We start from the raw sequence: 20211 nt of genomic DNA on the forward strand, positions 1-20211 counted from the left end.
ATAAGCCCTGTGAATTGCCGCGGCGGTAAACTTGTACGAGGAGCAGTTTCTCGTCTTGCAGCATCTTCTCGACAAGTTGAATCCGCAGCAACGGGCCGGTGTGGAGACCGTCGACGGTCCTGTCCTTCTGCTTGCCGGCGCAGGCTCCGGCAAAACGCGCGTCATCACACACCGCATCGCGTACCTGATCGATCAACGCGGCGTCGCTCCGGACTCTATCCTTGCCGTGACCTTTACCAACAAGGCCGCGAAAGAGATGGAAGAGCGCGTGAGCGCGCTGATCGGCCACGCGTCGCTGGCCAGGCCCAGCATCTCCACCTTTCACTCATTCTGCGTGCGCACGCTGCGACGCGATATTGAAGCGCTGCGTGTCGGCAATGTGGGATTGACCAAGAGCTTCGCCATCTATGACGAGACCGACCAGCAGGCCGTGGTCAAACAGGCTCTTAAGCGCCTGGGGATTGATGACAAGCAGCTGAAGCCGCGCATCGCTCTGGGCCGCATCTCGTGGGCGAAGAACCACATGATCGACCCGCAGGAGTACTTCCTCAACTCCTCCAACCCCATGGAAGAGAAGATCGCGCACATCTTCGAGATCTACAAGAAGGAGCTTGCGAAGGCCAATGCCATGGACTTCGACGACCTTCTGCTGGAGACGGTGCGACTGCTGAAGTCCTCGCAGGAGACACGCGAACGATACAACCGCCGCTATCGCTATCTTCTGATCGACGAGTACCAGGACACCAATAAGCCGCAGTATGAGCTGATGAAGCTGCTCTCGGGCGAGCACCATAACGTCTGTGTCGTCGGTGACGAAGACCAGTCCATTTATAGCTGGCGCGGCGCGGATATCCGCAACATCCTCGAGTTCGAGAAGGACTTTCCCGAGGTCAAGACCATTCGCCTGGAGCAGAACTACCGCTCCACGCAGGTGATTCTTGAAGCCGCCGGAGCCGTGGTTGCGAACAACACGCAGCGCAAGGGCAAGAACCTGTTCACCACGCGCGATGGCGGATCGCTCATTGGCTACTACGAAGCTCCCGACGGTGAGAATGAAGCCCTCTTCATCGCTGATCGCCTGTACAAGTATCTGAAGGACGCGGGGCAGACGAACGAAGAAGCCCGCTGCGCCATCCTGTACCGCACCAACTCGCAGTCGCGACTGGTGGAAGAGGCTCTGCGGCGCTACCAGATCAAGTACACGATGGTCGGTGGCTTCTCCTTCTACGAACGCGCCGAGATCAAGGACATGATCAGCTATTTGAAGCTGGTCCAGAATCCGAACGACTCCGTCGCCCTGGCGCGTGTCATCAACTCGCCTGCGCGCGGCATCGGCAAGACCACGCTTGAGACCCTGGAACGCCTGGCGCTTGAGACCAGCATGTCCACATGGGACGCGCTGGCGCACGCCATCCAGCAGAAGCTGTTGCCGCAGCGTGCGTTGACCGCGCTGACCAGTTTTAAGAAGCTGATTGACGATGCCCGTGCCATGCTTGGCCCCGGCTTTGCCGAGAAGCTGGCCGAAGACATCGCCATGCCCAGTGAAGATGTCTCCTTCGCGATCGCCGAGGCGGAGATCGAGAATGAGGAGGCGGAGACCTCTTTCGACACCAGCTTCAATTTCAACTTCAACTTTGACTTTGGCCCGACGGAAGAGCAGTCCGACATCGCCCCGGAGAACTCGCATGGCGGCGAGGATGTTTCCTTCAATCCGTTTGCTCCGGTCGTGGAGAAGGCAACACCACAATCAGCCGCTGCACTGACTCCGCTGGAGATCAGCACCCGGATTGACGGCTTCCGCGCTCCCGGCGATGCCGCCACGCTGCCGGAGTTGATCAAGTTCCTCAACGACCGCTCGGGCTACATCAAGGCACTGGAAGACGAAGGCACCCCGGAGAGCTTCTCGCGCATTGAAAACCTGAAGGAACTTGCCAACGCGGCGCAGGACGCGCAGGAACGTGGCGAAAGTCTGGCGGACTTTCTGGACCACGCCGCCCTGGTCTCCGATGTGGACGCCTACCAGGCCGACGCCAAGGTCACATTGATGACGCTGCATGCCGCCAAGGGGTTGGAGTTCCCCCTGGTCTTCCTCTGCGGCATGGAAGAGGGGCTGTTCCCGCACTCCCGCGTGCTGCAGGACCCCACCGGCCTCGAAGAAGAGCGCCGCCTCTGCTACGTGGGCATCACGCGCGCCATGGACACGCTGGTGATCACCCGCGCCCGCTACCGTCGCCGGTATGGCAATGACATGCCGGAGGCCAGCATGCCATCGCGCTTTCTTGAAGAGATTCCTTCGCGGTTGATGGAAGATCTGGGCAGTCCGCAGCCTTCGCCATCCTGGTCATCGGGCGGCGGTGACCGCTACTCCCGCTACGGCGGCGGACGCTACGGACAGCAGCGCCGCGACCCCTACGAAGAGGGCGAGCGGCACTATTCCTACGAGGATGAGGACCAGTCCGGCAGCTATGACAACCGTGGCGGTCAGCAGAGATCTGGAACCGGGAAGAGCTCCGGCGGCGGGTCTATCGACAACATCGCCAGCTTCTTCGGCCAGCGCGGGCAAAAGGTCTCCCGCCCGAAAATGGATCTCCCCGAGCCCACCGGAAAGACCGGAATGGGGCGCGGAACGCGCGTCCGGCACCCGAAATACGGCGAAGGAACGCTTCTTCGGCGCGAAGGAGACGGGGACGACGCCAAAATTACGGTAGAATTTCAGAAGCACGGCGTGAAAAAGCTGGTAGAGAAGTTTGCCCAGCTCGAGCGCATCTAGGTTTCGCGGCAGGACTCGCGGGCAGCTCGTGCAAAGTTTCTAAGAGAGCAGAGAGAAGACATTGGCAAATACCAAGAGCATTACCGATACCGAAGAGCGCAAGAAAGTTAAGCGCGCAGCCCGCGCCAAGGCTCCGGCCAAGGCCAAGCGTACCGTTCCCCGTGGCTCCAACAAGAAGAAGGTTCGCAAGCTCGTACGTGGCGCGTCCAAGCGCTAGTCCGTCGCAACGTAACTTTTTTTGATAAAGCCCGCCCTTCCGGCGGGCTTTATCATTGCCCCATGACGGCTGATGAGTTGATTCTGCAGGGAAAGACAGCGCGGCTCGAGAATCGGCTGCTGGAAGCCGCAGAGTATTACCGCGAGGCTGCGAATCTGCAGCACGATCAGCCGCTGCGCTATGCACACACCATCCGCCACGCAGGAGATATCCTGCGCCTGGCCCGGCGGTTCGATGCGGCGGAACCCTGCTTGGTCGAGGCTCTGGCGATCTATCGCTCGCATCCTGAGAGAGATACGCTTGACCTGGCGAATGCGATTCGCGGGTATGCGTGTCTTGCCGACGACCTGCAACGCAGGGAGCTTTCGGCGGAGCTGTGGGCTGAGGCGCGCGAGCTTTACCGGCTATGCGGGATCGACGCAGGTGTACAGGAAGCTAAACAGCGTCTGGGCTTGCTGGGCTGACCCTGGTGGAAGCTTGCCGCTGAACCGTAATCTTGCTGTAATCGAACCTGCACCCAACCCACCCCGAGGAGTACTCCGCTGGCCCGGCAAATCTTTGCGACCAAGTCGATCGACAAGCTTATCTCTGAGTCGGAGGCGCCGGAGCGCAGCCTGAAAAAGACCCTCGGCCCGGTTTCGCTCACCGCACTGGGCATTGGAGCCGTCATCGGCTCCGGTATCTTCACGGTCATCGGCACGGCCATTGGCGGCAATCCATCGAAGGTGGTGGACTGGAAGGCCTCGCCCATCATCGACCTGATCCTGCATCATGGCTCGGTCGCGGGGCGTCCCGGCGCCGGACCGGCTCTGGCGCTGTCGCTGGTCCTGGTGGCCATTGTCTGCGCGCTCACCGGGCTTTGTTACGCCGAGCTCTCCAGCATGATTCCGATTGCCGGCTCCGCCTACACCTACACCTATGCCACGCTGGGCGAACTGGTGGCCTGGATCATTGGCTGGGACCTGATCCTGGAGTACGCCTTCTCCAACATGAGCGTTTCGGTCGGCTTTGCGGCGCACGTGGTCGACCTGTTGGACTGGCTGGGCATCCGGATGGACCCGAAGTGGCTTTCTCCGGCCTACCTTCCGCTCGGTTTGCAGGACCTCTCCGGTCACGACATCTACCAGCCCGGCTGGCACTTCGGCTTCAATATCCCGGCGTTCCTCATCGTTCTCATCCTCACCGTGATCCTTGTCCGCGGTATTCGCGAGTCGGCGCGCACCAACAACATCATGGTGCTGGTGAAGATCGTCGCCATCCTGCTGTTCATCGGCTTCGGCCTCAGCTTCATCCATCCGGGTAACTACCATCCGTTCATGCCGAACGGCTTCCCTGGCGTGCTGGCCGGCGGCTCCATTATTTTCTTTACCTACATCGGCTTCGACTCGGTTTCCACGGCCAGCGAGGAGTGCCGTAACCCGCGGAAGGATGTGCCCATTGGCATCATCGCCACGCTGGTTGTCTGTACCATCCTGTACGTCGGCGTCGCCGCAACGCTTACCGGCATGGTGCCGTGGCAGTCGATTGCAGGCGACGCGGCCCCGGTCGTCACTGCGCTCAAGCGCATCAGCCTGACGCCCGAAGGGCACCACCTGCACTGGGTGCGCCTGGTGGTGCTGATGGGCGCCATTATCGGCATGATCTCCTCCATCCTGGTCTTCCAGCTTGGACAGGCGCGTGTCTGGTTCGCCATGAGCCGCGACCGCCTCCTGCCGGACGTCTTCAGCTCGCTGAACCCCAAGTACCGGACTCCGGCCTTTGCAACCTGGTTCGCGGGCATCCTCGTCGCCATTCCGTCGGGCCTGTTTGACGTAGGCTCCTTCGCCGAGATGTCGAACATTGGAACCCTGTTCGCGTTTGTGCTGGTCTCCATTGGCGTTATCGTGCTGCGCAAGCGCCAGCCGGAGCGCTACCGCGGCTTCCGCGTCCCCTTCGGCCCGGTGATTCCCGTGCTCAGCATCCTCTGCTGCGTTCTGCTGATGGCTGGCCTGCCGGCCATTACCTGGGTGCGGTTCTTCGTCTGGCTCATCATCGGGCTGTTCGTGTACTTCTTCTACAGCCGCAAACGCAGCGAGTTCGCCAGGCACTAGGGAGAAGAATTCTGCATCCTTCGACGCTTCGATGAATCTCTAACTATGGCCGGAATGACCTCCGCGCCAGGAGAAAGACATGTCGAAGAAACTCGAAGGAAAGATTGCACTGGTAACCGGAGGCAACAGCGGCATCGGCCTGGCCACCGCCAAGCGTTTCGTCGCCGAGGGCGCGTTTGTCTATATCACCGGACGTCGCAAGGAGAACCTGGAGGCGGCCGTCAAAGAGATTGGCTCGAACGTTGTCGGCATCCAGGGCGATGTCTCCAGGCTCGACGATCTGGATCGCGTTTACGCACAAATTAAGCAGGAGAAGGGCCGCGTCGACGTGGTCTTCGCCAACGCCGGCGGCGGCGAGTTTGTTCCGCTGGGCCAGATCACCGAGGAGCACTTCGACAAGACCTTCAACACCAATGTGAAGGGCCTTGTCTTCACCGTGCAGAAGGCGCTTCCTCTCATGCCCGATGGCGGCGCCATCGTGTTGAACGGTTCCATCGTTTCTATCAAAGGCTTCCCGGCCTTTGGTGTTTACAACGCCACCAAGGCGGCTGTGCGTTCGTTTGCCCGGACCTGGACCAACGACCTGAAGGACCGCAAGATCCGCGTGAACGTGGTCAGTCCGGGGCCGATTGATACTCCCGGAGTCGATGGTCTGGCCAAGACTGCCGAAGAGGCAGCGCAGATCAAGGCTGGTCTGGCGTCGCAGGTGCCGCTCGGTCGCATCGGCGAGCCGGATGAAATTGCCAAGGTGGCGGTCTTTCTGGCATCTGAAGATGCCAGCTTCGTCGCCGGTGTCGAACTGTTCGTCGACGGCGGTCTCGCGCAGGTATAAGTACGTGGCGCGGGCTGTGGGGATCTTCCCCTGCCCGCGCTAAATTTCAGGAAACGTAATAATCATCGCCTTGGCGTTACTGCTGTTCGCCGAGCGGTAGATACGCTGGATGTGGCCGTCGACCCAGATGGCGTCGTTGGTGTGTGCTGTCTGGATCTCGCGCCCGACGGTCATCTCCAGTTCGCCTTCCATGACGAAGACAAACTCCAGACCCTGGAAGATCGTGGGGTGGAAGCCGACACCCTGGTCGGACGGAGCCAGGTCCGCGATGCAGGGTACGATCCGGTGGTCGGGGATCAGGGCGCTCATGTTCTGCGTGATCATCTCCGCGGTGCCCTTGCCGCCGAGTTTCAGGTGTATGCGCTCGTCTTCGCGCAGAATGCGGAAGGGCTCATCCTTCTCCGGAGCCCGGTGGAAGAAGATGGCCATGTCCTTGTCAAAGGCCTGTGCGATGCGCGCCAGATGTTTGACCGTGGGCACCACGCGGCCGGTCTCAAGCTGCGACAGAAAGCTGGCGGAGAGTCCGGCCTGAACGCCCAGCTCAACCAGGCCCATGGAGCGGCTAAGGCGCAGGCGGCGGATCTTTTTGCCGATCTCCTTGGCCTGGATGCTGGCCTCGACCTCATCCTCGTGCACGATCTGTCGTGGCTCCTGTGTCTGATGGGCTGTCGGAAAATTCTTCATAGCGTGCCAATCCTGCTCAGTGATGTTGGTATGGAGAAAAAATACGTCAGCTGTTTCAAGAATACGCCTGGGTCGCGAGCAGATGGCCGTGTCTCTCCAATGCACAGCGCAGCCCGGTACACTAACAGGCATGTCTCGCCGGCAAGTTTCCGCCACCGACCTTGAACCCCGTGAATGGCTGCGCCGGCTGCCAAAGTGTGAACTCCACCTGCATCTTGAAGGCACCATTGAGCCGGAGACGCTGGTTGAGCTCTCCTGCCGGCACGATGCCCAACCCCTGACGCTGGAGCAGGCACGAGCGCTGTACCAATATGGGAACTTCCTCGAATTTCTGATGGCCTTCAAGGCCGTGACCGAGCGTCTGCGCACGCCGGAAGACTACGAGCTGATTACCTACAACATGCTCCGCTCCCTGGCGGCGCAGGGCGTCGTGCACGCAGAGGCGTATATCTCCTTCGGCATCATCTACTTCATCAAGAAGCTCGAGGTGGAACCGTTTGTCGAAGCCATCGAGCGCGGCCGTCTGCGCGGCGAAAAGGACTTCGGCGTCTCTCTGCTGTGGATCATCGATGCCGTGCGCCACTTCGGCGTGGAAGAGGCCACACGCGTCTTCCACAAGGCAGCCGAGCTGCGGGCGAAGTATCCCAGCATCGTCGGCATTGGCATTGGCGGTGACGAGGCCCGCGGCCCCGCGGATCAGTTCCGCGAGCTTTACGCCGAGGCCAAAGCCGCCGGTCTGCGACTGACAGCGCATGCCGGGGAGTCCGTAGGGGCGCACAGTATCTGGTCCGCCATCAACATCGGCGCCGAACGTATTGGCCACGCCCTGACCGCGGCGGAAGATCCTGAACTGCTGGAAGTGCTGGCCGAAAAGCAGATTCCCCTGGAACTGAACATCACCAGCAACCTGAAGACCGGCTGTTGCCCCGGCCTGGATCTGCATCCGGCGCGGGATTACTTCCACGGCGGCCTGATGGTCACGCTGAACTCCGACGACCCGCCGATGTTCGGCGCCAACCTGCTGGACGAGTACATCCTGGCCTACGAACAACTGGAGTTCACCCTGGAGCAGATGCGCGAGCTGGCAGCCAACTCCGTCGAAGCCAGCTTCCTTGGCCCGGAGCGCAAGCTGGAGCTGCTGCGCAAGGTGGAGCAGTTCGGCTGGTAAGGAAAACAGTTCTCAGCGCACAGTTCTCTGTCATCAGAACAGGCAAGAACTGGTTTCAACTGACAACTGTTAACTGACAACTGCGCCATAAGCAGCGGAAGCCGCTTATGGCGCTGGAACCATGACTGCATTGGGATCGACCTTCGGGATGCCGAAGTGTCCGCTCAGGTGTAGCAGGTCCAGCGGGCGAAGCTGGCAGGCTACGGAGATAAAGCTCATCTGTCGTGGCTGGCGGATCAGGACAGCGACATCGTCAATCTGCATGCCGCTGAAGTGCAACCACAGGTCGGTTCCGCTGTAGGCGTCGCGCTGGTTGGCGTTGACCAGGTGCTTCCATCCGGCGGCGCTGTATTCGGCGGAAACCTGGGCAAGCTGGCGTGGGTCATAGCCAAACTCGTCGCGGAAGCGGTAGTTGGTCACGGTAATGCCGTTGACAGCGGCTGCGGCGCGGCGTGCGTCTTCGTCCATCAGGAAGGAGTCGGCGGCGTCCAGCATGGCCTTGTCGAAGCTGAAGCTGGCGCGGGAGCCGGCGGAGCCCATAGTCTCCACGCCCTCGGGGACGCGGTTCATCAGCGGCTGTTGTGCCGCAAGACCTGCGGTGAGTCCAAATACCAGCACGGCAAGTGCAATCCAGCGGAGCCGGGAAGAGAGTTTCATCACATCCCGTACAGACCCGAAGGTTACAAATTGGTTACTGCCGATGCGAAAAATTCCAAGGAACCTTTACGTCGCTGCCAGCCATGCCACAGGTGCGTTATGATGCTTTGCATGAAGCCGTTAGGAAAGCGCCGCATCTTTGGCACAAGGCTCGATAAGATTCCGGCCGTAGTGATTGAGTCTCTTCCCAGCAGCGAACCCTCGCGTTCGCGCGTATTGAAGACCGTTGGCTGGGTCTCTGCCGGTCTTGGCGCGGTGGCCCTGGGCCTCTTCGTCGGTCGAGAACTGCGTCAGCGTTACAAGTTCAATCGCCGCACCCCGTATGACATCTACTCCCACGCCGGAGACGAGATGCAGGATGTCGAGTTTGGTGTAGGCATCTAGTTCTCAGAAAACAGTTCTCAGTTTTCAGTAGCAAACAAAGCCGTGGCATGAGGTGCATCCTCGCCACGGCTTCTCTCTTTTGCCTTTCCTGACAACCAGGAACTGACAACTGGCAACTCATTTACCATCCCTATATGAGTCAGAAACTTGCCTTTCTTTTTCCCGGCCAGGGATCGCAGACGGTCGGCATGGGCCGCGATCTGTATGACAATTTTCCGGTCGCCAAAGCGGTGTTTGACGAGGCCGACGAGGCGCTTGGATTTTCCATCTCGAAGCTGTGCTTTGATGGGCCGGAAGAGGACCTGAAGCTTACCGAGAACACCCAGCCGGCCATCCTGACCGTCTCCGTCGCCGTCCTCCGCGTTCTGGAAGAGAAGGGCATCACGCCCGCCATCACCGCCGGTCACTCGCTGGGCGAGTATTCGGCGCACGTCGCTGCCGGAACCCTGAGCTTCGCCGATGCTGTCCGCACGGTGAAGAACCGCGGCCGCTTCATGCAGGAGGCCGTTCCCGCCGGGGAAGGCACCATGGCTGCCGTTCTGGGCCTGCCCGCGGCCACCATCGGCGAGCTGTGCACCCGCGCCTGGGACGAGACCGATTCGGTCGTCTCCGCCGCCAACCTGAACGCTCCGGAGCAGACCGTGATCTCCGGCGCTATCAAAGGCGTGGAACTCGCCGCAGAGCTGTGCAAGGAGGCCGGCGCCAAGCGCGTGGTCATGCTGCCCGTCAGCGCCCCCTTCCACTGCGCCATGATGAAGCCCGCCGCCGATGCATTGGCCAGCTACCTGGAGCAGATCACCTTCAACGACCCGAAGATTCCCGTCATCTGCAACGTCGACGCCCGCGTGGAGCACCGCCGCGCCGAATCGCGTGACGCCCTCATCCGCCAGGTCACCGGCGCCGTCCGCTGGGTGGAGTGCGTGCAGACCCTGGTCGCCCAGGGCGCAACCCACTTTATCGAGGTCGGTCCCGGCCGTGTCCTCACCGGCCTGATGCGCCAGATCGACCGCGAGCAGAAGGCCCTGAACGTCGAGGACTCGGCATCGCTGGAGAAGACCCTGGCCGCGCTGGCCGGCTAAACGCTCGTTGACCTGACGAGACACCATGCACCCGCTCCTCCAAATCCGCGATCTTGAAATCTCCTTCAACGGAGCGCGCCCGGCTGTCAGCGGTGTGAACCTTGAGATCGCCGAAGGAGAGTCGCTTGGCCTGGTAGGGGAGTCCGGCAGCGGCAAGTCCGCCACGTCCATGGCTGTTTTGCGGCTGCTGCCGCCCACGGCCGGGGTGCGCGGGCAGATTCTTTTCGATGGCCGTGATCTGCAATCGCTTTCGACCGAGGAGATGCGGCGCGTTCGCGGCCGCGGCATCGCCATGATCTTCCAGGAGCCGATGACGGCGCTGAACCCTGTCGCTACCATCGGGAACCAGATTGCCGAAGCTGTCCGTGCGCATCACCCGGAGCTCTCGCGCGCCGAGGTGAAAGAGCGCGTTCTGGAGTCGCTGGCTCAGGTCGCCATGCCCGACCCCACGCGCCGGTATGACGACTACCCGCACCAGTTCTCCGGCGGCCAGCGGCAGCGCATTCTCATCGCCATGGCTATCGTGAACAAGCCGCGACTGCTGATTGCTGACGAGCCGACGACGGCTCTTGATGTTACCGTGCAGGCGCAGATTCTTCGCCTGCTGGCCGATCTGCGCGAACGGCATGGGCTTTCGATGCTGTTCATCTCGCACGACCTTGCGGTGGTGGCGCAGACCGCTGACCGCGTGGCAGTGATGCAGCATGGGCAGGTCGTCGAGCAGGCCCCGGTCGGGAAAATCTTCCGCACGCCGCAGCACCCCTATACGCAGCGCCTGCTGGCCTCTGCACCGACCATGCGGACGGACCGGACGAAGCCATTGGCACAGCTTGGTTGAAACTCGCCACTCTGGTTGTCTTCCCGCCGCTGAAGGAGGAGGGGATCTGCTTTTTCGCTTTCAACACGGCAGGAAGAGCTGTCTCTGTGGTCTAACCTCTTCTTCAACTTTTAACTTTCAACCTCTAACTTGATACAGTGGTGTGCAGGCCCAACCTGCACCTGTTGCGCGCCCTTCCAAAACACCTAATCATGCGCGCACTTGTTCTCTCAGACATTCATGGCAGCCTGGAGGGGCTCGAGGCTGTTCTCGAAGCCGTCGGCACGGTGGATGCTGTCTGGGACCTGGGCGATGTCGTGGGCTATGGCGCCAGCCCGAATGACGTGGTGGAGAAGATGAGGAGCATTGGCACGCTGCATGTGCGCGGCAACCACGACCGCGTAGCCGCCAGCCTCAGCTCCTCGTTGAACTTCAATCCTGTAGCGCGCGCCGCTGCCCTGTGGACGCAGGAAGCGCTCTCGCCGGAGAACATGGAGTGGGTGCGTGAGATGCCGCACGGGCCGGTGCAGCCGGAAGGCATCGCCGTCTCGCTGGTTCACGGCTCCCCGCTCGACGAGGATGACTACATCCTGAGCGTGCGCGATGCCTGGGCTCCGCTGCAGCAGATGACGCAGCCGATCACCTTTTTTGGCCACACGCATGTGCAGGGTGGCTTCATACAGCAGGGAACCGCCTGGCGCGAACTCATCCCGGAGTACCGCACTCGCGATACAGCGGAGACCTGGGAACTGACGATCTCGCCCGAGTCGCGCTACCTCATCAATCCCGGCTCCGCTGGCCAGCCCCGCGACGGCGACTGGCGTGTAGCCGCTGCCGTGTATGACACCGAGGCCTCCACGGTAACCTTCCACCGCCTGCCCTACGACATCATCAAGGCGCAGGGAAAGATCCTGATGGCCGGCCTGCCCGACCGGTTGGCTCTGCGTTTGAGAGACGGGAAGTAGTGGTGCGTTGTGAGGTGCGAGTTATGTGTTGCGCATGTTTGGAACGCCATGTGCTCTCAACTCGCACCTCACAACTCCTAACACACAACTAAAACGATCTGCCCAGCGTAAAGATCAGCTTTCTGCGGCCGGCATCGCCGATGCTGGGGCCGAAGCTGATGACGCCGAAGGGTGTCTCCGCCAGTACGCCGAACATCACATCCTGCCGCAGGAAGCTTGAGACTGGCTGTGCGTAATCGGCCCCGGTAACGCCAATGCTCCTGGGGGCGCGCATCTGTCCGGCCTCATAGGCAAGGGCCAGGTAGATGCTCTGGCCCAGCGGGTCAGGCAGCTTGGCAATGCGGCGCAGATAGCCTTCGCGCAGGTAGAAGTAGTCGGTACCGCGGTACTCCTCGAAGGCTGAAGCCGCCAGTCGCCCCGGCCCGCCCAGGGTGAAGCGATAGGGTTGTGCCACCACGTGGTTGAAGTAGGTGCCGCCCTCGGCCGTGGAAAGCACTGTATTGCCGCCGGCGGAGTAGGCATACTGCAGCTTGCCCACCATGCGTGGAGCCGAGGCCGTCTGTGCTCCGGCCTTCAGATATCCGGCGCTCAGGTTGTAGTGGTAGCCGCGCTGCGCTACCTCGGCGCGGTCCTGGCTGTCGTGGGCATAGCGGACGTCAAACAGGTGCGCCACCTCAGACGAGTTGCCTTCGCCATCGCTGCCGGTCTTGGTAATCCAGCGCTGACTGAAGGCCTGCCATCCGGCACGGATCTCAGACTGCGGGCTGAGGGTATAGCCCAGGTCAAGGCCACCGCCACCTCTCTGCCACAGGCGTTCTGACAGGCGGGTCTGGCCCTGGTAGACGAAGTACGGCCTGCGCGTAAATTCGCCGTGCGGCGCAAGAAACAGGCCGCGCGAGTTCAGCAGCCGGTAGTACTCCAGGTTGAAGTCCTGCAGCCAGCCCAGGCGTGCGGAACCGCGCAGTTCCGACCCATAGCGTCCAAAGTCCTGGTGCAGATAGGTCAGGTCCAGCGTAAAGCGTGGAGTCTGTCCGGACTGCGCCTGCCCGTTGATACCCAGCAGGATGAACGGAGGTCCGTTGCTCTTGTCCGCCAGCTTGACGGTGATGTCCGCGTCGCGGTTGCCCTTGATCGGCCCCGGCGGATAGCTCACCTGGTACATCGCTTCATACCGTTCGTCGGCGCGCAGCTCGTCCAGTTTGTTATCGATGGTTGCCGGTTCGGCAGGCTGGCCCACGAGCTTCTGCAGCTTGTGTTCCACGGCGGTCTTGACCTCGTGGTTCTCGGTCTCCACCTTGATGGAAGCGATGTTGCGCGGCTTGTCCGCGCTGCGCGAGTCGCGGCTGGCCATATAGATGGCCCACTCGGCGTCGCTGACGGCATAGGGCAGCAGCTTCGCCTTCTGCGCTTCGGTGGCGTCGTAGCCCAGCTTCACCAGGTCGGCGGACCTGGCGTAGTCCATCGTGGTCAGATCGCCGGTCTGCGGCTCAATCACTACATCGGCCAGGCGGCGCGACTGCAACTCGTTGCCCCAGATGGCGACGGAGAAGGACCTTTGCAGCGTGCCCAGCAGGCTGTTGCCGCTGCCCGCAGAGAGCTTGCTCAGAGGCAGAGAGACGGCGAGAACGACATCGTCATGCAGATCGGAACGCAGCGTCTGCGTCGGCAGGTTTTCCAGAACACCACCGTCCACGTAGGTGTGGCCATCGCGCTCGACCGGCGGAAAGATGCCTGGCAGGGAGATGGAGGCGCGGATGGACTCCGGCAGGGAACCGCGTGAGAAGATCGCAGGCTTGCCCTCGGTAATGTCCGTTGCCGTGCAGCGGAAGGGAATCACCAGGTTGTTGAAGTCTGTCTTGTCGCCCCAGGTGAGAAACTGTGCCGAGAGAAACGAGTTCAGCCCGGAGTCCACCAGGATTCCACTGCGGATGCTGATGCCATGCTTCAACCCGAGGGTCATGTAATTGGGGGCTCCGCGGCGATCCTCGCGGCGGCGGTAGTTCAGGGTATTGAAGTCGCTGGAAAAACGGAAGACCTTGCCCAGAACCTCTTCCCGGGTCAGCTTCTCCATCTGGTCAGGCGTGTGGCCTGTGGCGTACAGGCCGCCCACCAGGGCGCCCATGCTGGTGCCGGCAATGCCGTCGACCGGGATGTGGTGTTCTTCCAGCCAGCGGATGACGCCGATTTCGGTCAGGCCCAGTGCGCCTCCGCCGCCGAGGGCGAGGCCGATCTTCTTGCGGACAGGCTGCGGCGCGGATGTCTGGGAGCAAAGCAGGGGAGTGCAGCACAGCGTGGCGGCAAGCACCCGGGCCACGGTCGATCGAATGCGCATACTCAATGGGATGCTTTCACGCCTCGGACAGTCCAGTAAAAAATGCGCTGTGGAAGCGAGAAGACCAACGGTTCCAGCTCGTCCTGGCCGCAAATCTGCAATCTGCGGGTACACTGAAGGATTGGTGACCGATGGAAACGAATACAACGACATGGCCTGACCGGCTCGGTATCTGGGCCTCTGCTCTTTGCGTGGTGCATTGCCTGCTGACGCCTGTTCTGCTCTCCGCTTCGGCGGTCTTTGCGCATTTTCTGCCCTCGGAGGAGGGCTTCCACCGCGTCTTCGCGGTCCTGGTCGCCGCCCTCGGCACCATCGCCCTCATCCGCGGCTACCGCCAACACCGCCAGCCGTCGATCATCGGTCTGATGCTGGCCGGCTTCGCTTGCATCACCTGCGGAGCCTGGTTCGGAGACTCGCTCCCCGGCCACTGGACCGAGGTTGCCATCACCATGTGCGGCAGCGCGCTGATGATCACCGCCCACCGCAGGAATCACACCTTTTGCAAGGACTGCTCCTGCTCGTGTGAGTAACCTGCTCTTTTTGTCATCCTGCTGCGCTGCGAAATAGCGACAAGAAAAGCATGGCAGCAGGAACGAACGTGGCACAAATAAAAACCCCGTCCTCACTTCACATGAGCACGGGGTTTTGTTTTTCCTGACAACTGACAATTACTTCTTGGCTTTTTCAAAGCGCTTGTTGATCTCGTCCCAGTTCACCACGTTCCACCAGGCGGCCAGGTAGTCCGGGCGGCGGTTCTGGTAGTTCAGGTAGTAGGCGTGCTCCCAGACGTCATTGCCCAGGATCGGGTACAGGCCGTCCGAGATGGGTGAGTCCTGGTTGGGCTTGGTGACGATCTCCAGCTTGCCGCCCTTGAAGACCAGGAAGCCCCAGCCGGAGCCGAACTGCTTCGCTGTGGTCTCATTGAACAGCTTCTTGAAGGCTTCAAAGTCGCCGAAGTCCTTGGTGATCTGCTCAGCGATCGCGCCGGTCGGAGCTCCGCCGCCGCCCGGGATCATGATCTCCCAGAACATGGTGTGGTTCACATGGCCGCCGCCGTTGTTACGGACAACGCCACGGATGTCCTCGGGAATCGAGGCCAGGTCCGCCACCAGCTCCTCGGGCGACTTCGAACCCAGCTCCGGGTGCTTGTCGATGGCGCCGTTCAGGTTGGTCACGTAGGTCTGATGGTGCTTGTCGTGGTGCAGCTTCATGGTTGCCACGTCGATGGTGGGTTCCAGGCCGGCGTAGTCATAGGGGAGTGCGGGAAGTTCGTAAGCCACGGATGTGTCTCCTGTTCGGATCGTTTCGGTTCAGGGTTAGGATGCGGCAAAAGTGCGCCGCGATGCTGCGGCAGGGCTACGGTCTCTGATGATATCGCAGAGCGGAGAAGGAACGATTTTTGCCCGGTCCTTGCCTTTCGTCAGGGCACGGCTTCAGCCGTGCCACAACAATCTCCTAAGACGCGGCTTGAGGCGCTGAGGTAGGCCATTCTCTCTCCGGGACTGAAGCTGCCCCTGAGAAAGGCATTTGTCTTCAAAAAAATGCCCTGACTCTGCGACAATTCTCCGTCTTTTTGGCCCACGGCCTCCCAATGGGGTTTAATCAATACCAATGAACGCTCTTTCTGCTGCGTATCGCTGGCTGGACGACCAGGGCATGGCCTTTGGCGCTCCAGGGTTGGAACCTCGCTGGACCTCCTCAAAAAAGGATGCCGTCTGTACGGCCTACGCTGCCTCCTCGCGGGTGTGGTTTACCGTCTCACACGGCACACTGAACGAGATCTATTACCCCACCATCGACCGTCCGCAGACCCGCGATATGGAGCTGCTGTTTACCGACGGCGAGACCTTCTTTCACGAAGAAAAGCGCGACTTTGAGTACGACTTCCACTACGTGGATCCGGATGCCCTGGCCGTGCGCGTGGTCGCCACCGACCTGCAGGGCCGTTACCGCGTCACCAAGGAATTTCTCTGCGACCCGCACCACCCGGTGGTGCTGGTCCGCGTAAAAGTGGATGGCGATGAAGAGCTGCTGCAGCGGCTGAAGTGTTATGCCCTGCTGGCTCCGCACATTGAAGGCGGCGGCGCAGGGAACTCCGGCCGGTCGATCGAGGTTGCCGGTCAGCGTGCCTTGCTGGCCTGGAAGAACGGAACCTCGCTGGCCATGGGCGCTTCCTGCGGATTTACACGCTCCTCCTGTGGCTTTGTCGGCTCCTCCGACGGCTACCAGGACATCATCCAGAACATGAAGATGGACTGGGAGTTCGGCCAGGCGCTGGATGGCAACATTGCCATGATGGGCGAAATCGACATCGCCCGGCACCGCGAGTTCACCGTGGCCATTGCCCTGGGCGAAGGCCACCACGCAGCGCTTGCCGGCATGATGCAGTCGCTTTCGGTTCCGTATGAGAACCATATGAAGCGCTTTATTGAGCAGTGGCACCGCGCTCCCGCGCCCGAAGTTCTGGCCGCAAAGGCCACTGACGGCGGCCGGCTGATGCGCATCAGCCACAACGTGGTGCTGGCGCACGAAGACAAGACCTACACCGGAGCTTTTATCGCCTCGGCCTCTATTCCGTGGGGAGCCTCCAAGGGCGACGATGACCTGGGCGGCTACCACCTGGTGTGGACGCGCGACATGGTGCAGTCGGCCTCGGCGCTGTTGGCCTGCGGACGTGTCGATACCGCCCGCCGCGCCTTGGTCTACCTGGCCTGCTCGCAGCAGCCTGACGGCAGCTTCCCGCAGAACTTCTGGATCAACGGAACGCCCTATTGGACTGGCATTCAGCTCGACGAGGTCGCCTTCCCCATCATCCTGGCCTGGCGGCTGTGGAAGCTCGGCGGACTGGGCGGTTTCGATGTTTTCCCGTTTGTTGAGAACGCCGCAGCCTTCCTGGTGCACTACGCTCCGGTCACCCAGCAGGAACGCTGGGAGGAGAACGCCGGCTACTCGCCCTCGACGCTGGCCGCGGTCATCAGCGGCCTGCTATGCGCGGCCGATATCGCCCGCGGCCACAAGGCGCCGGAACTGGCCGAGTTCCTGGAGGTCTACGCCGACTGGATCGAGGCGCATCTGGACGAATGGACGACGACCTCCGACGGTGTTCTGCACCCGGAGATCCGGCGTCACTACATCCGCATTGCTCCGCCCAACCCCGGGGAGCCGTTCTACAACCCCAATATCGGCGATGGCCGCCTGAACCTGGCCAACCGCACTCCCGGCGAGCAGTACAACTTCGCCGCCAATGAGATCGTCGATGGCGGCTTCCTGGAGCTGGTGCGCTACGGCATCCGCCGGGCGGACGATCCGCTGATTATCGACTCCCTCAAGGTGATCGATAAGGTCCTGAAGATCGACACACCCTATGGCCCCTGCTGGCGCCGTTACAACCACGATGGCTATGGCCAGCAGAAGGACGGCGGTCCGTTCATCCACTATGGACAGGGGCGTGCATGGCCTCTGCTGACCGGCGAACGTGCACATTATGAGCTGGCTGCCGGCCGCGATGTCACACCGCTGATCACCGCGCTGGAGCGCTTCTCCAGCTTCGGCGGCATGCTGCCGGAGCAGATCTGGGATTATCACGATCTGCCGGAGGAAGGTCTGTTCTTTGGCCGCTCCGCCGGTGCCGCCCAGCCGCTGGTGTGGGCACACTCGGAGTATCTGAAGCTGCTGCGTTCGGCCACGGACGGACAGGTCTTTGACCGTATCTCCTGCGTGGCAGAGCGGTATGCCGCGCCCTGCGCTCAGCGCGCGGGCTGCCACCAGATTGAGATCTTCAAGATCATCCGCCCGGTGCGACTGATTGGCGCCGGGAAGCGTCTCCGCATTGTGGATCGCGATAAGTTCCAGGTCATCTGGACAACGGATGGTTGGACCACCCGGCAGGCAGCGGATTCCAAATCCGCGGGCTACCCAGGTTATTTTGCCGAGATCGCGACCCACGCAGGGCAACAGGGACCGATCGAATTCACGCTCTACTGGCCGCAGCAGAATCGCTGGCTGGGGTACAACTTTACTGTTCAAGTGGGCTGACCACTGGGGTAGTAAACGGAACCTGTACACTGAAAGAGACAACGAAAACCACCTAACACGAGTGCACGCACTTCTTTCGCGATGCCCGAGGAATACATGAGCGACCTGGTTCAGAAGTCCATCAATACCCTTCGCCTCCTTGCCGTAGACGCCGTGGAAAAGGCCAAGAGCGGCCACCCCGGTGCTCCGCTGGCGCTTTCGCCGCTGACGTACCTGCTGTATCACGACGTGATGAAGCACGATCCGGCCGATCACAAGTGGATCGACCGTGACCGCTTTGTGCTGTCGAACGGCCACGCTTCGGCGCTGCTGTACAGCGTGCTGCATCTGGCCGGCTACGATGTTCCGCTGGACCAGGTGAAGAGCTTCCGTCAGTGGCACTCGATTACCCCGGGACACCCGGAGTACGGCGAGACCCCGGGCGTTGAGGTCACCACCGGTCCGCTCGGTCAGGGCTTCGGTATGTCGATCGGCCTTGCCATTGCGGAAAAGCACATGGCTGCCCGCTTCAACCAGCCGGACATGCCGATCGTCGATCACCACACCTACGTCGTCTGCGGCGACGGTGACCTGATGGAAGGTATCTCGCACGAGGCCGCGTCGCTGGCCGGAACGCTGGGCCTGGGCAAACTGATCGCCTTCTACGATGACAACCTGATCTCGCTGGACGGACCGACCGAGCTGTCGTTCACCGAAGATGTGACCAAGCGTTTTGAGGCCTACCACTGGCAGGTTCTGCATGTGGCCGACGGCAACGATCTGGACGCGCTGACCAAGGCTATCGCCGAGGCCAAGCGTGAGACCTCCAAGCCGACGCTGATCCGCGTTCGCACGGTCATCGGATACGGCAGCCCGCACGCCGGCACCAGCAAGGTGCATGGTGAGGCACTGGGCGCCGAGAACACCAAGAAGACCAAGGAATTTCTCGGCTTCCCGCCGGAAGAGTCCTTCTACATCCCCGAAGATGCCGCCGCCAGCTGGGGCGAGATCAAGCCCAAGGGCAAGAAGGCTCACGAGGAGTGGGACGCTCTGTTCGCGAAGTACAAGGTCGCTCATCCGGATCTGGCTGCCGAGTTCTCGCGCACCATCAAGGCCGAGCTGGCTGCTGACTTCGACAAGGAGCTGAAGCCCTTCCCGGCCGAGAAGCCGGTTGCGACCCGCAACGCAGGCCAGGTCGTGATGAACGCTCTTGGCAAGACCATCCCCGAGCTGATCGGCGGCGCCGCCGACCTGACGGCTTCCACCAAGACCATCTTCAAGGATTCGGCCAACTTCCACGTCGATCCGAACGGCCGCAACATCTTCTTCGGTGTGCGTGAGTTCGGCATGTGCGCGGCGGTCAACGGCATGGCGGCCCACGGCGGCCTGATTCCGTTCGGCTCCACCTTCTTCGTCTTCTCTGACTACGCCCGTAACGCCCTCCGTCTGGCGGCGCTGATGAGCACGCACTCGCTGTTCGTCTTCACGCATGACTCGATCGGCCTGGGTGAAGACGGCCCGACGCATCAGCCGGTGGAGCACCTGATGAGCCTCCGTGCGATCCCGCAGCTCACGGACTTCCGCCCGGCGGACGCCAACGAGACGCTGGAATGCTGGAAGCTCGCGGTTGAGCGCAAATCGGCCAGCTTCATGGCTCTTTCGCGCCAGGACCTGCCGGTTCTGGACCCCGAGAAGACCAAGGGCGCACGCAAGGGTGCCTATGTGCTGGAAGACGCAGCCGACGCGCAGCTGGTCATCATCGCCACCGGATCAGAGATCTCACTGGCGCTGAAGGCTCTGCCGGAGCTGAAGGCCGCTGGTATCTCCGCCAAGGTCGTCTCCATGCCCAGCTTCAAGATCTTCGAAGAGCAGGACGAGGCCTATAAGGCCAGCGTTCTGCCGGCGAACCTGCCCAAACTGGCCATTGAAGCCGGCGCCACCATGGGCTGGTACAAGTACATCGCCGGCAACGGCGCGGTGATCGGCATCGATCGCTTCGGAGCCTCCGCTCCGGCACCGATCGTCTTCGAGAAGCTCGGCTTCAGCGTGGCAAACATCCTCGAGCACGCCAAGAAGCTGACCGGCAAGTAAGCAAGTGCAGCAAGGAAGGGCCTCCGGGAACGGAGGCCCTTTCGCAGGACAGGCTAACGGGCTAGATCTCCGGCGCGTTCAGGCTCTCACGGCACATCTGCTGTGAGCTCG

General features: G+C 61.6%; 17 protein-coding genes. 13 read left to right on the forward strand and 4 right to left on the reverse strand.

The genetic code is table 11. The features are described from left to right. The first annotated feature begins 55 nt into the window (after positions 1–55). From OHL13_RS00735 to OHL13_RS00755, 5 genes are all read left to right on the forward strand, one after another. Positions 56–2770: an ATP-dependent helicase gene (locus tag OHL13_RS00735; protein WP_263408198.1), complete on the forward strand. Its 2715-nt coding sequence runs from the start codon at positions 56–58 to the stop codon at positions 2768–2770. A gap of 61 nt (positions 2771–2831) precedes the next feature. Further along, complete coding sequence (locus OHL13_RS00740) at positions 2832–2987, forward strand: hypothetical protein (RefSeq protein ID WP_263408199.1); 156 nt, start codon at positions 2832–2834, stop codon at positions 2985–2987. 62 nt (positions 2988–3049) lie between these two features. Next, positions 3050–3451 (forward strand): hypothetical protein, encoded by a 402-nt coding sequence (locus OHL13_RS00745; protein ID WP_263408200.1) that lies wholly within the window; start codon positions 3050–3052, stop codon positions 3449–3451. 90 nt (positions 3452–3541) lie between these two features. After that, the gene (locus OHL13_RS00750) at positions 3542–5077 is read left to right on the forward strand and encodes an amino acid permease (RefSeq protein WP_399255265.1); all 1536 of its coding nucleotides are present in this window, start codon (positions 3542–3544) and stop codon (positions 5075–5077) included. 79 nt (positions 5078–5156) lie between these two features. Further along, positions 5157–5909 (forward strand): glucose 1-dehydrogenase, encoded by a 753-nt coding sequence (locus tag OHL13_RS00755; protein WP_263408201.1) that lies wholly within the window; start codon positions 5157–5159, stop codon positions 5907–5909. A 39-nt stretch (positions 5910–5948) separates the two neighbouring features. Here the strand turns inward: OHL13_RS00755 and OHL13_RS00760 are convergent, their stop codons facing one another. After that, the gene (locus OHL13_RS00760; protein ID WP_263408202.1) at positions 5949–6593 is read right to left on the reverse strand and encodes a helix-turn-helix domain-containing protein; all 645 of its coding nucleotides are present in this window, start codon (positions 6591–6593) and stop codon (positions 5949–5951) included. A 130-nt stretch (positions 6594–6723) separates the two neighbouring features. On the opposite strand from OHL13_RS00760, the gene add reads away from it, so the two are divergent. Beyond that, complete coding sequence (add, locus tag OHL13_RS00765; protein WP_263408203.1) at positions 6724–7761, forward strand: adenosine deaminase; 1038 nt, start codon at positions 6724–6726, stop codon at positions 7759–7761. A 105-nt stretch (positions 7762–7866) separates the two neighbouring features. Here the strand turns inward: add and OHL13_RS00770 are convergent, their stop codons facing one another. Beyond that, positions 7867–8418, reverse strand: a complete 552-nt coding sequence (locus OHL13_RS00770; RefSeq protein WP_263408204.1) for a hypothetical protein — start codon at positions 8416–8418, stop codon at positions 7867–7869. Positions 8419–8529: 111 nt separating this feature from the next. Between OHL13_RS00770 and OHL13_RS00775 the strand changes: the two genes are divergently transcribed. The 4 genes from OHL13_RS00775 (at position 8530) to OHL13_RS00790 (ending at position 11663) form a co-directional block, all read left to right on the forward strand. Continuing rightward, complete coding sequence (locus OHL13_RS00775; protein ID WP_263408205.1) at positions 8530–8802, forward strand: hypothetical protein; 273 nt, start codon at positions 8530–8532, stop codon at positions 8800–8802. 134 nt (positions 8803–8936) lie between these two features. Beyond that, positions 8937–9881: an ACP S-malonyltransferase gene (gene fabD / locus OHL13_RS00780; RefSeq protein ID WP_263408206.1), complete on the forward strand. Its 945-nt coding sequence runs from the start codon at positions 8937–8939 to the stop codon at positions 9879–9881. A 25-nt stretch (positions 9882–9906) separates the two neighbouring features. After that, positions 9907–10719, forward strand: a complete 813-nt coding sequence (locus OHL13_RS00785; RefSeq protein WP_263408207.1) for an ABC transporter ATP-binding protein — start codon at positions 9907–9909, stop codon at positions 10717–10719. Between the two features lie 191 nt (positions 10720–10910). After that, on the forward strand, positions 10911–11663 hold the full coding sequence (locus tag OHL13_RS00790; protein WP_263408208.1) for a metallophosphoesterase family protein: 753 nt from the start codon (positions 10911–10913) through the stop codon (positions 11661–11663). A gap of 88 nt (positions 11664–11751) precedes the next feature. Here the strand turns inward: OHL13_RS00790 and OHL13_RS00795 are convergent, their stop codons facing one another. Then, positions 11752–13995 carry a patatin-like phospholipase family protein gene (locus OHL13_RS00795; protein WP_263408209.1) on the reverse strand — a complete coding sequence of 748 codons (2244 nt, stop codon included), beginning with the start codon at positions 13993–13995 and terminating at the stop codon, positions 11752–11754. Between the two features lie 131 nt (positions 13996–14126). On the opposite strand from OHL13_RS00795, the gene OHL13_RS00800 reads away from it, so the two are divergent. Further along, the gene (locus OHL13_RS00800; RefSeq protein ID WP_263408210.1) at positions 14127–14525 is read left to right on the forward strand and encodes a MerC domain-containing protein; all 399 of its coding nucleotides are present in this window, start codon (positions 14127–14129) and stop codon (positions 14523–14525) included. Between the two features lie 138 nt (positions 14526–14663). Here the strand turns inward: OHL13_RS00800 and OHL13_RS00805 are convergent, their stop codons facing one another. Continuing rightward, entirely contained in the window at positions 14664–15275 is a 612-nt protein-coding gene (locus OHL13_RS00805; protein WP_263408211.1) for a superoxide dismutase, read from the reverse strand. 331 nt (positions 15276–15606) lie between these two features. Here OHL13_RS00805 and OHL13_RS00810 point away from each other — a divergent pair, with 331 nt between their 5' ends. After that, positions 15607–18030, forward strand: a complete 2424-nt coding sequence (locus OHL13_RS00810; RefSeq protein WP_263408212.1) for a glycoside hydrolase family 15 protein — start codon at positions 15607–15609, stop codon at positions 18028–18030. Positions 18031–18126: 96 nt separating this feature from the next. Beyond that, on the forward strand, positions 18127–20100 hold the full coding sequence (gene tkt / locus OHL13_RS00815; protein ID WP_263408213.1) for a transketolase: 1974 nt from the start codon (positions 18127–18129) through the stop codon (positions 20098–20100). The last annotated feature ends 111 nt before the right edge of the window (positions 20101–20211 follow it).

Origin of the sequence: Terriglobus tenax (assembly GCF_025685395.1) — a bacterium.
Lineage (GTDB): Bacteria > Acidobacteriota > Terriglobia > Terriglobales > Acidobacteriaceae > Terriglobus > Terriglobus tenax.

Excerpts from the sequence above, each read along its gene's own strand:
- OHL13_RS00745 (WP_263408200.1), top strand. The coding sequence starts at position 3,050 with ATGACGGCTGATGAGTTGATTCTGCAGGGAAAGACAGCGCGGCTCGAG.
- OHL13_RS00755 (WP_263408201.1), top strand. The coding sequence starts at position 5,157 with ATGTCGAAGAAACTCGAAGGAAAGATTGCACTGGTAACCGGAGGCAAC.
- OHL13_RS00760 (WP_263408202.1), bottom strand. The coding sequence starts at position 6,593 with ATGAAGAATTTTCCGACAGCCCATCAGACACAGGAGCCACGACAGATC.
- add (WP_263408203.1), top strand. The coding sequence starts at position 6,724 with ATGTCTCGCCGGCAAGTTTCCGCCACCGACCTTGAACCCCGTGAATGG.
- OHL13_RS00770 (WP_263408204.1), bottom strand. The coding sequence starts at position 8,418 with ATGAAACTCTCTTCCCGGCTCCGCTGGATTGCACTTGCCGTGCTGGTA.
- OHL13_RS00775 (WP_263408205.1), top strand. The coding sequence starts at position 8,530 with ATGAAGCCGTTAGGAAAGCGCCGCATCTTTGGCACAAGGCTCGATAAG.
- fabD (WP_263408206.1), top strand. The coding sequence starts at position 8,937 with ATGAGTCAGAAACTTGCCTTTCTTTTTCCCGGCCAGGGATCGCAGACG.
- OHL13_RS00785 (WP_263408207.1), top strand. The coding sequence starts at position 9,907 with ATGCACCCGCTCCTCCAAATCCGCGATCTTGAAATCTCCTTCAACGGA.
- OHL13_RS00790 (WP_263408208.1), top strand. The coding sequence starts at position 10,911 with ATGCGCGCACTTGTTCTCTCAGACATTCATGGCAGCCTGGAGGGGCTC.
- OHL13_RS00795 (WP_263408209.1), bottom strand. The coding sequence starts at position 13,995 with ATGCGCATTCGATCGACCGTGGCCCGGGTGCTTGCCGCCACGCTGTGC.
- OHL13_RS00800 (WP_263408210.1), top strand. The coding sequence starts at position 14,127 with ATGGAAACGAATACAACGACATGGCCTGACCGGCTCGGTATCTGGGCC.
- OHL13_RS00810 (WP_263408212.1), top strand. The coding sequence starts at position 15,607 with ATGAACGCTCTTTCTGCTGCGTATCGCTGGCTGGACGACCAGGGCATG.
- tkt (WP_263408213.1), top strand. The coding sequence starts at position 18,127 with ATGAGCGACCTGGTTCAGAAGTCCATCAATACCCTTCGCCTCCTTGCC.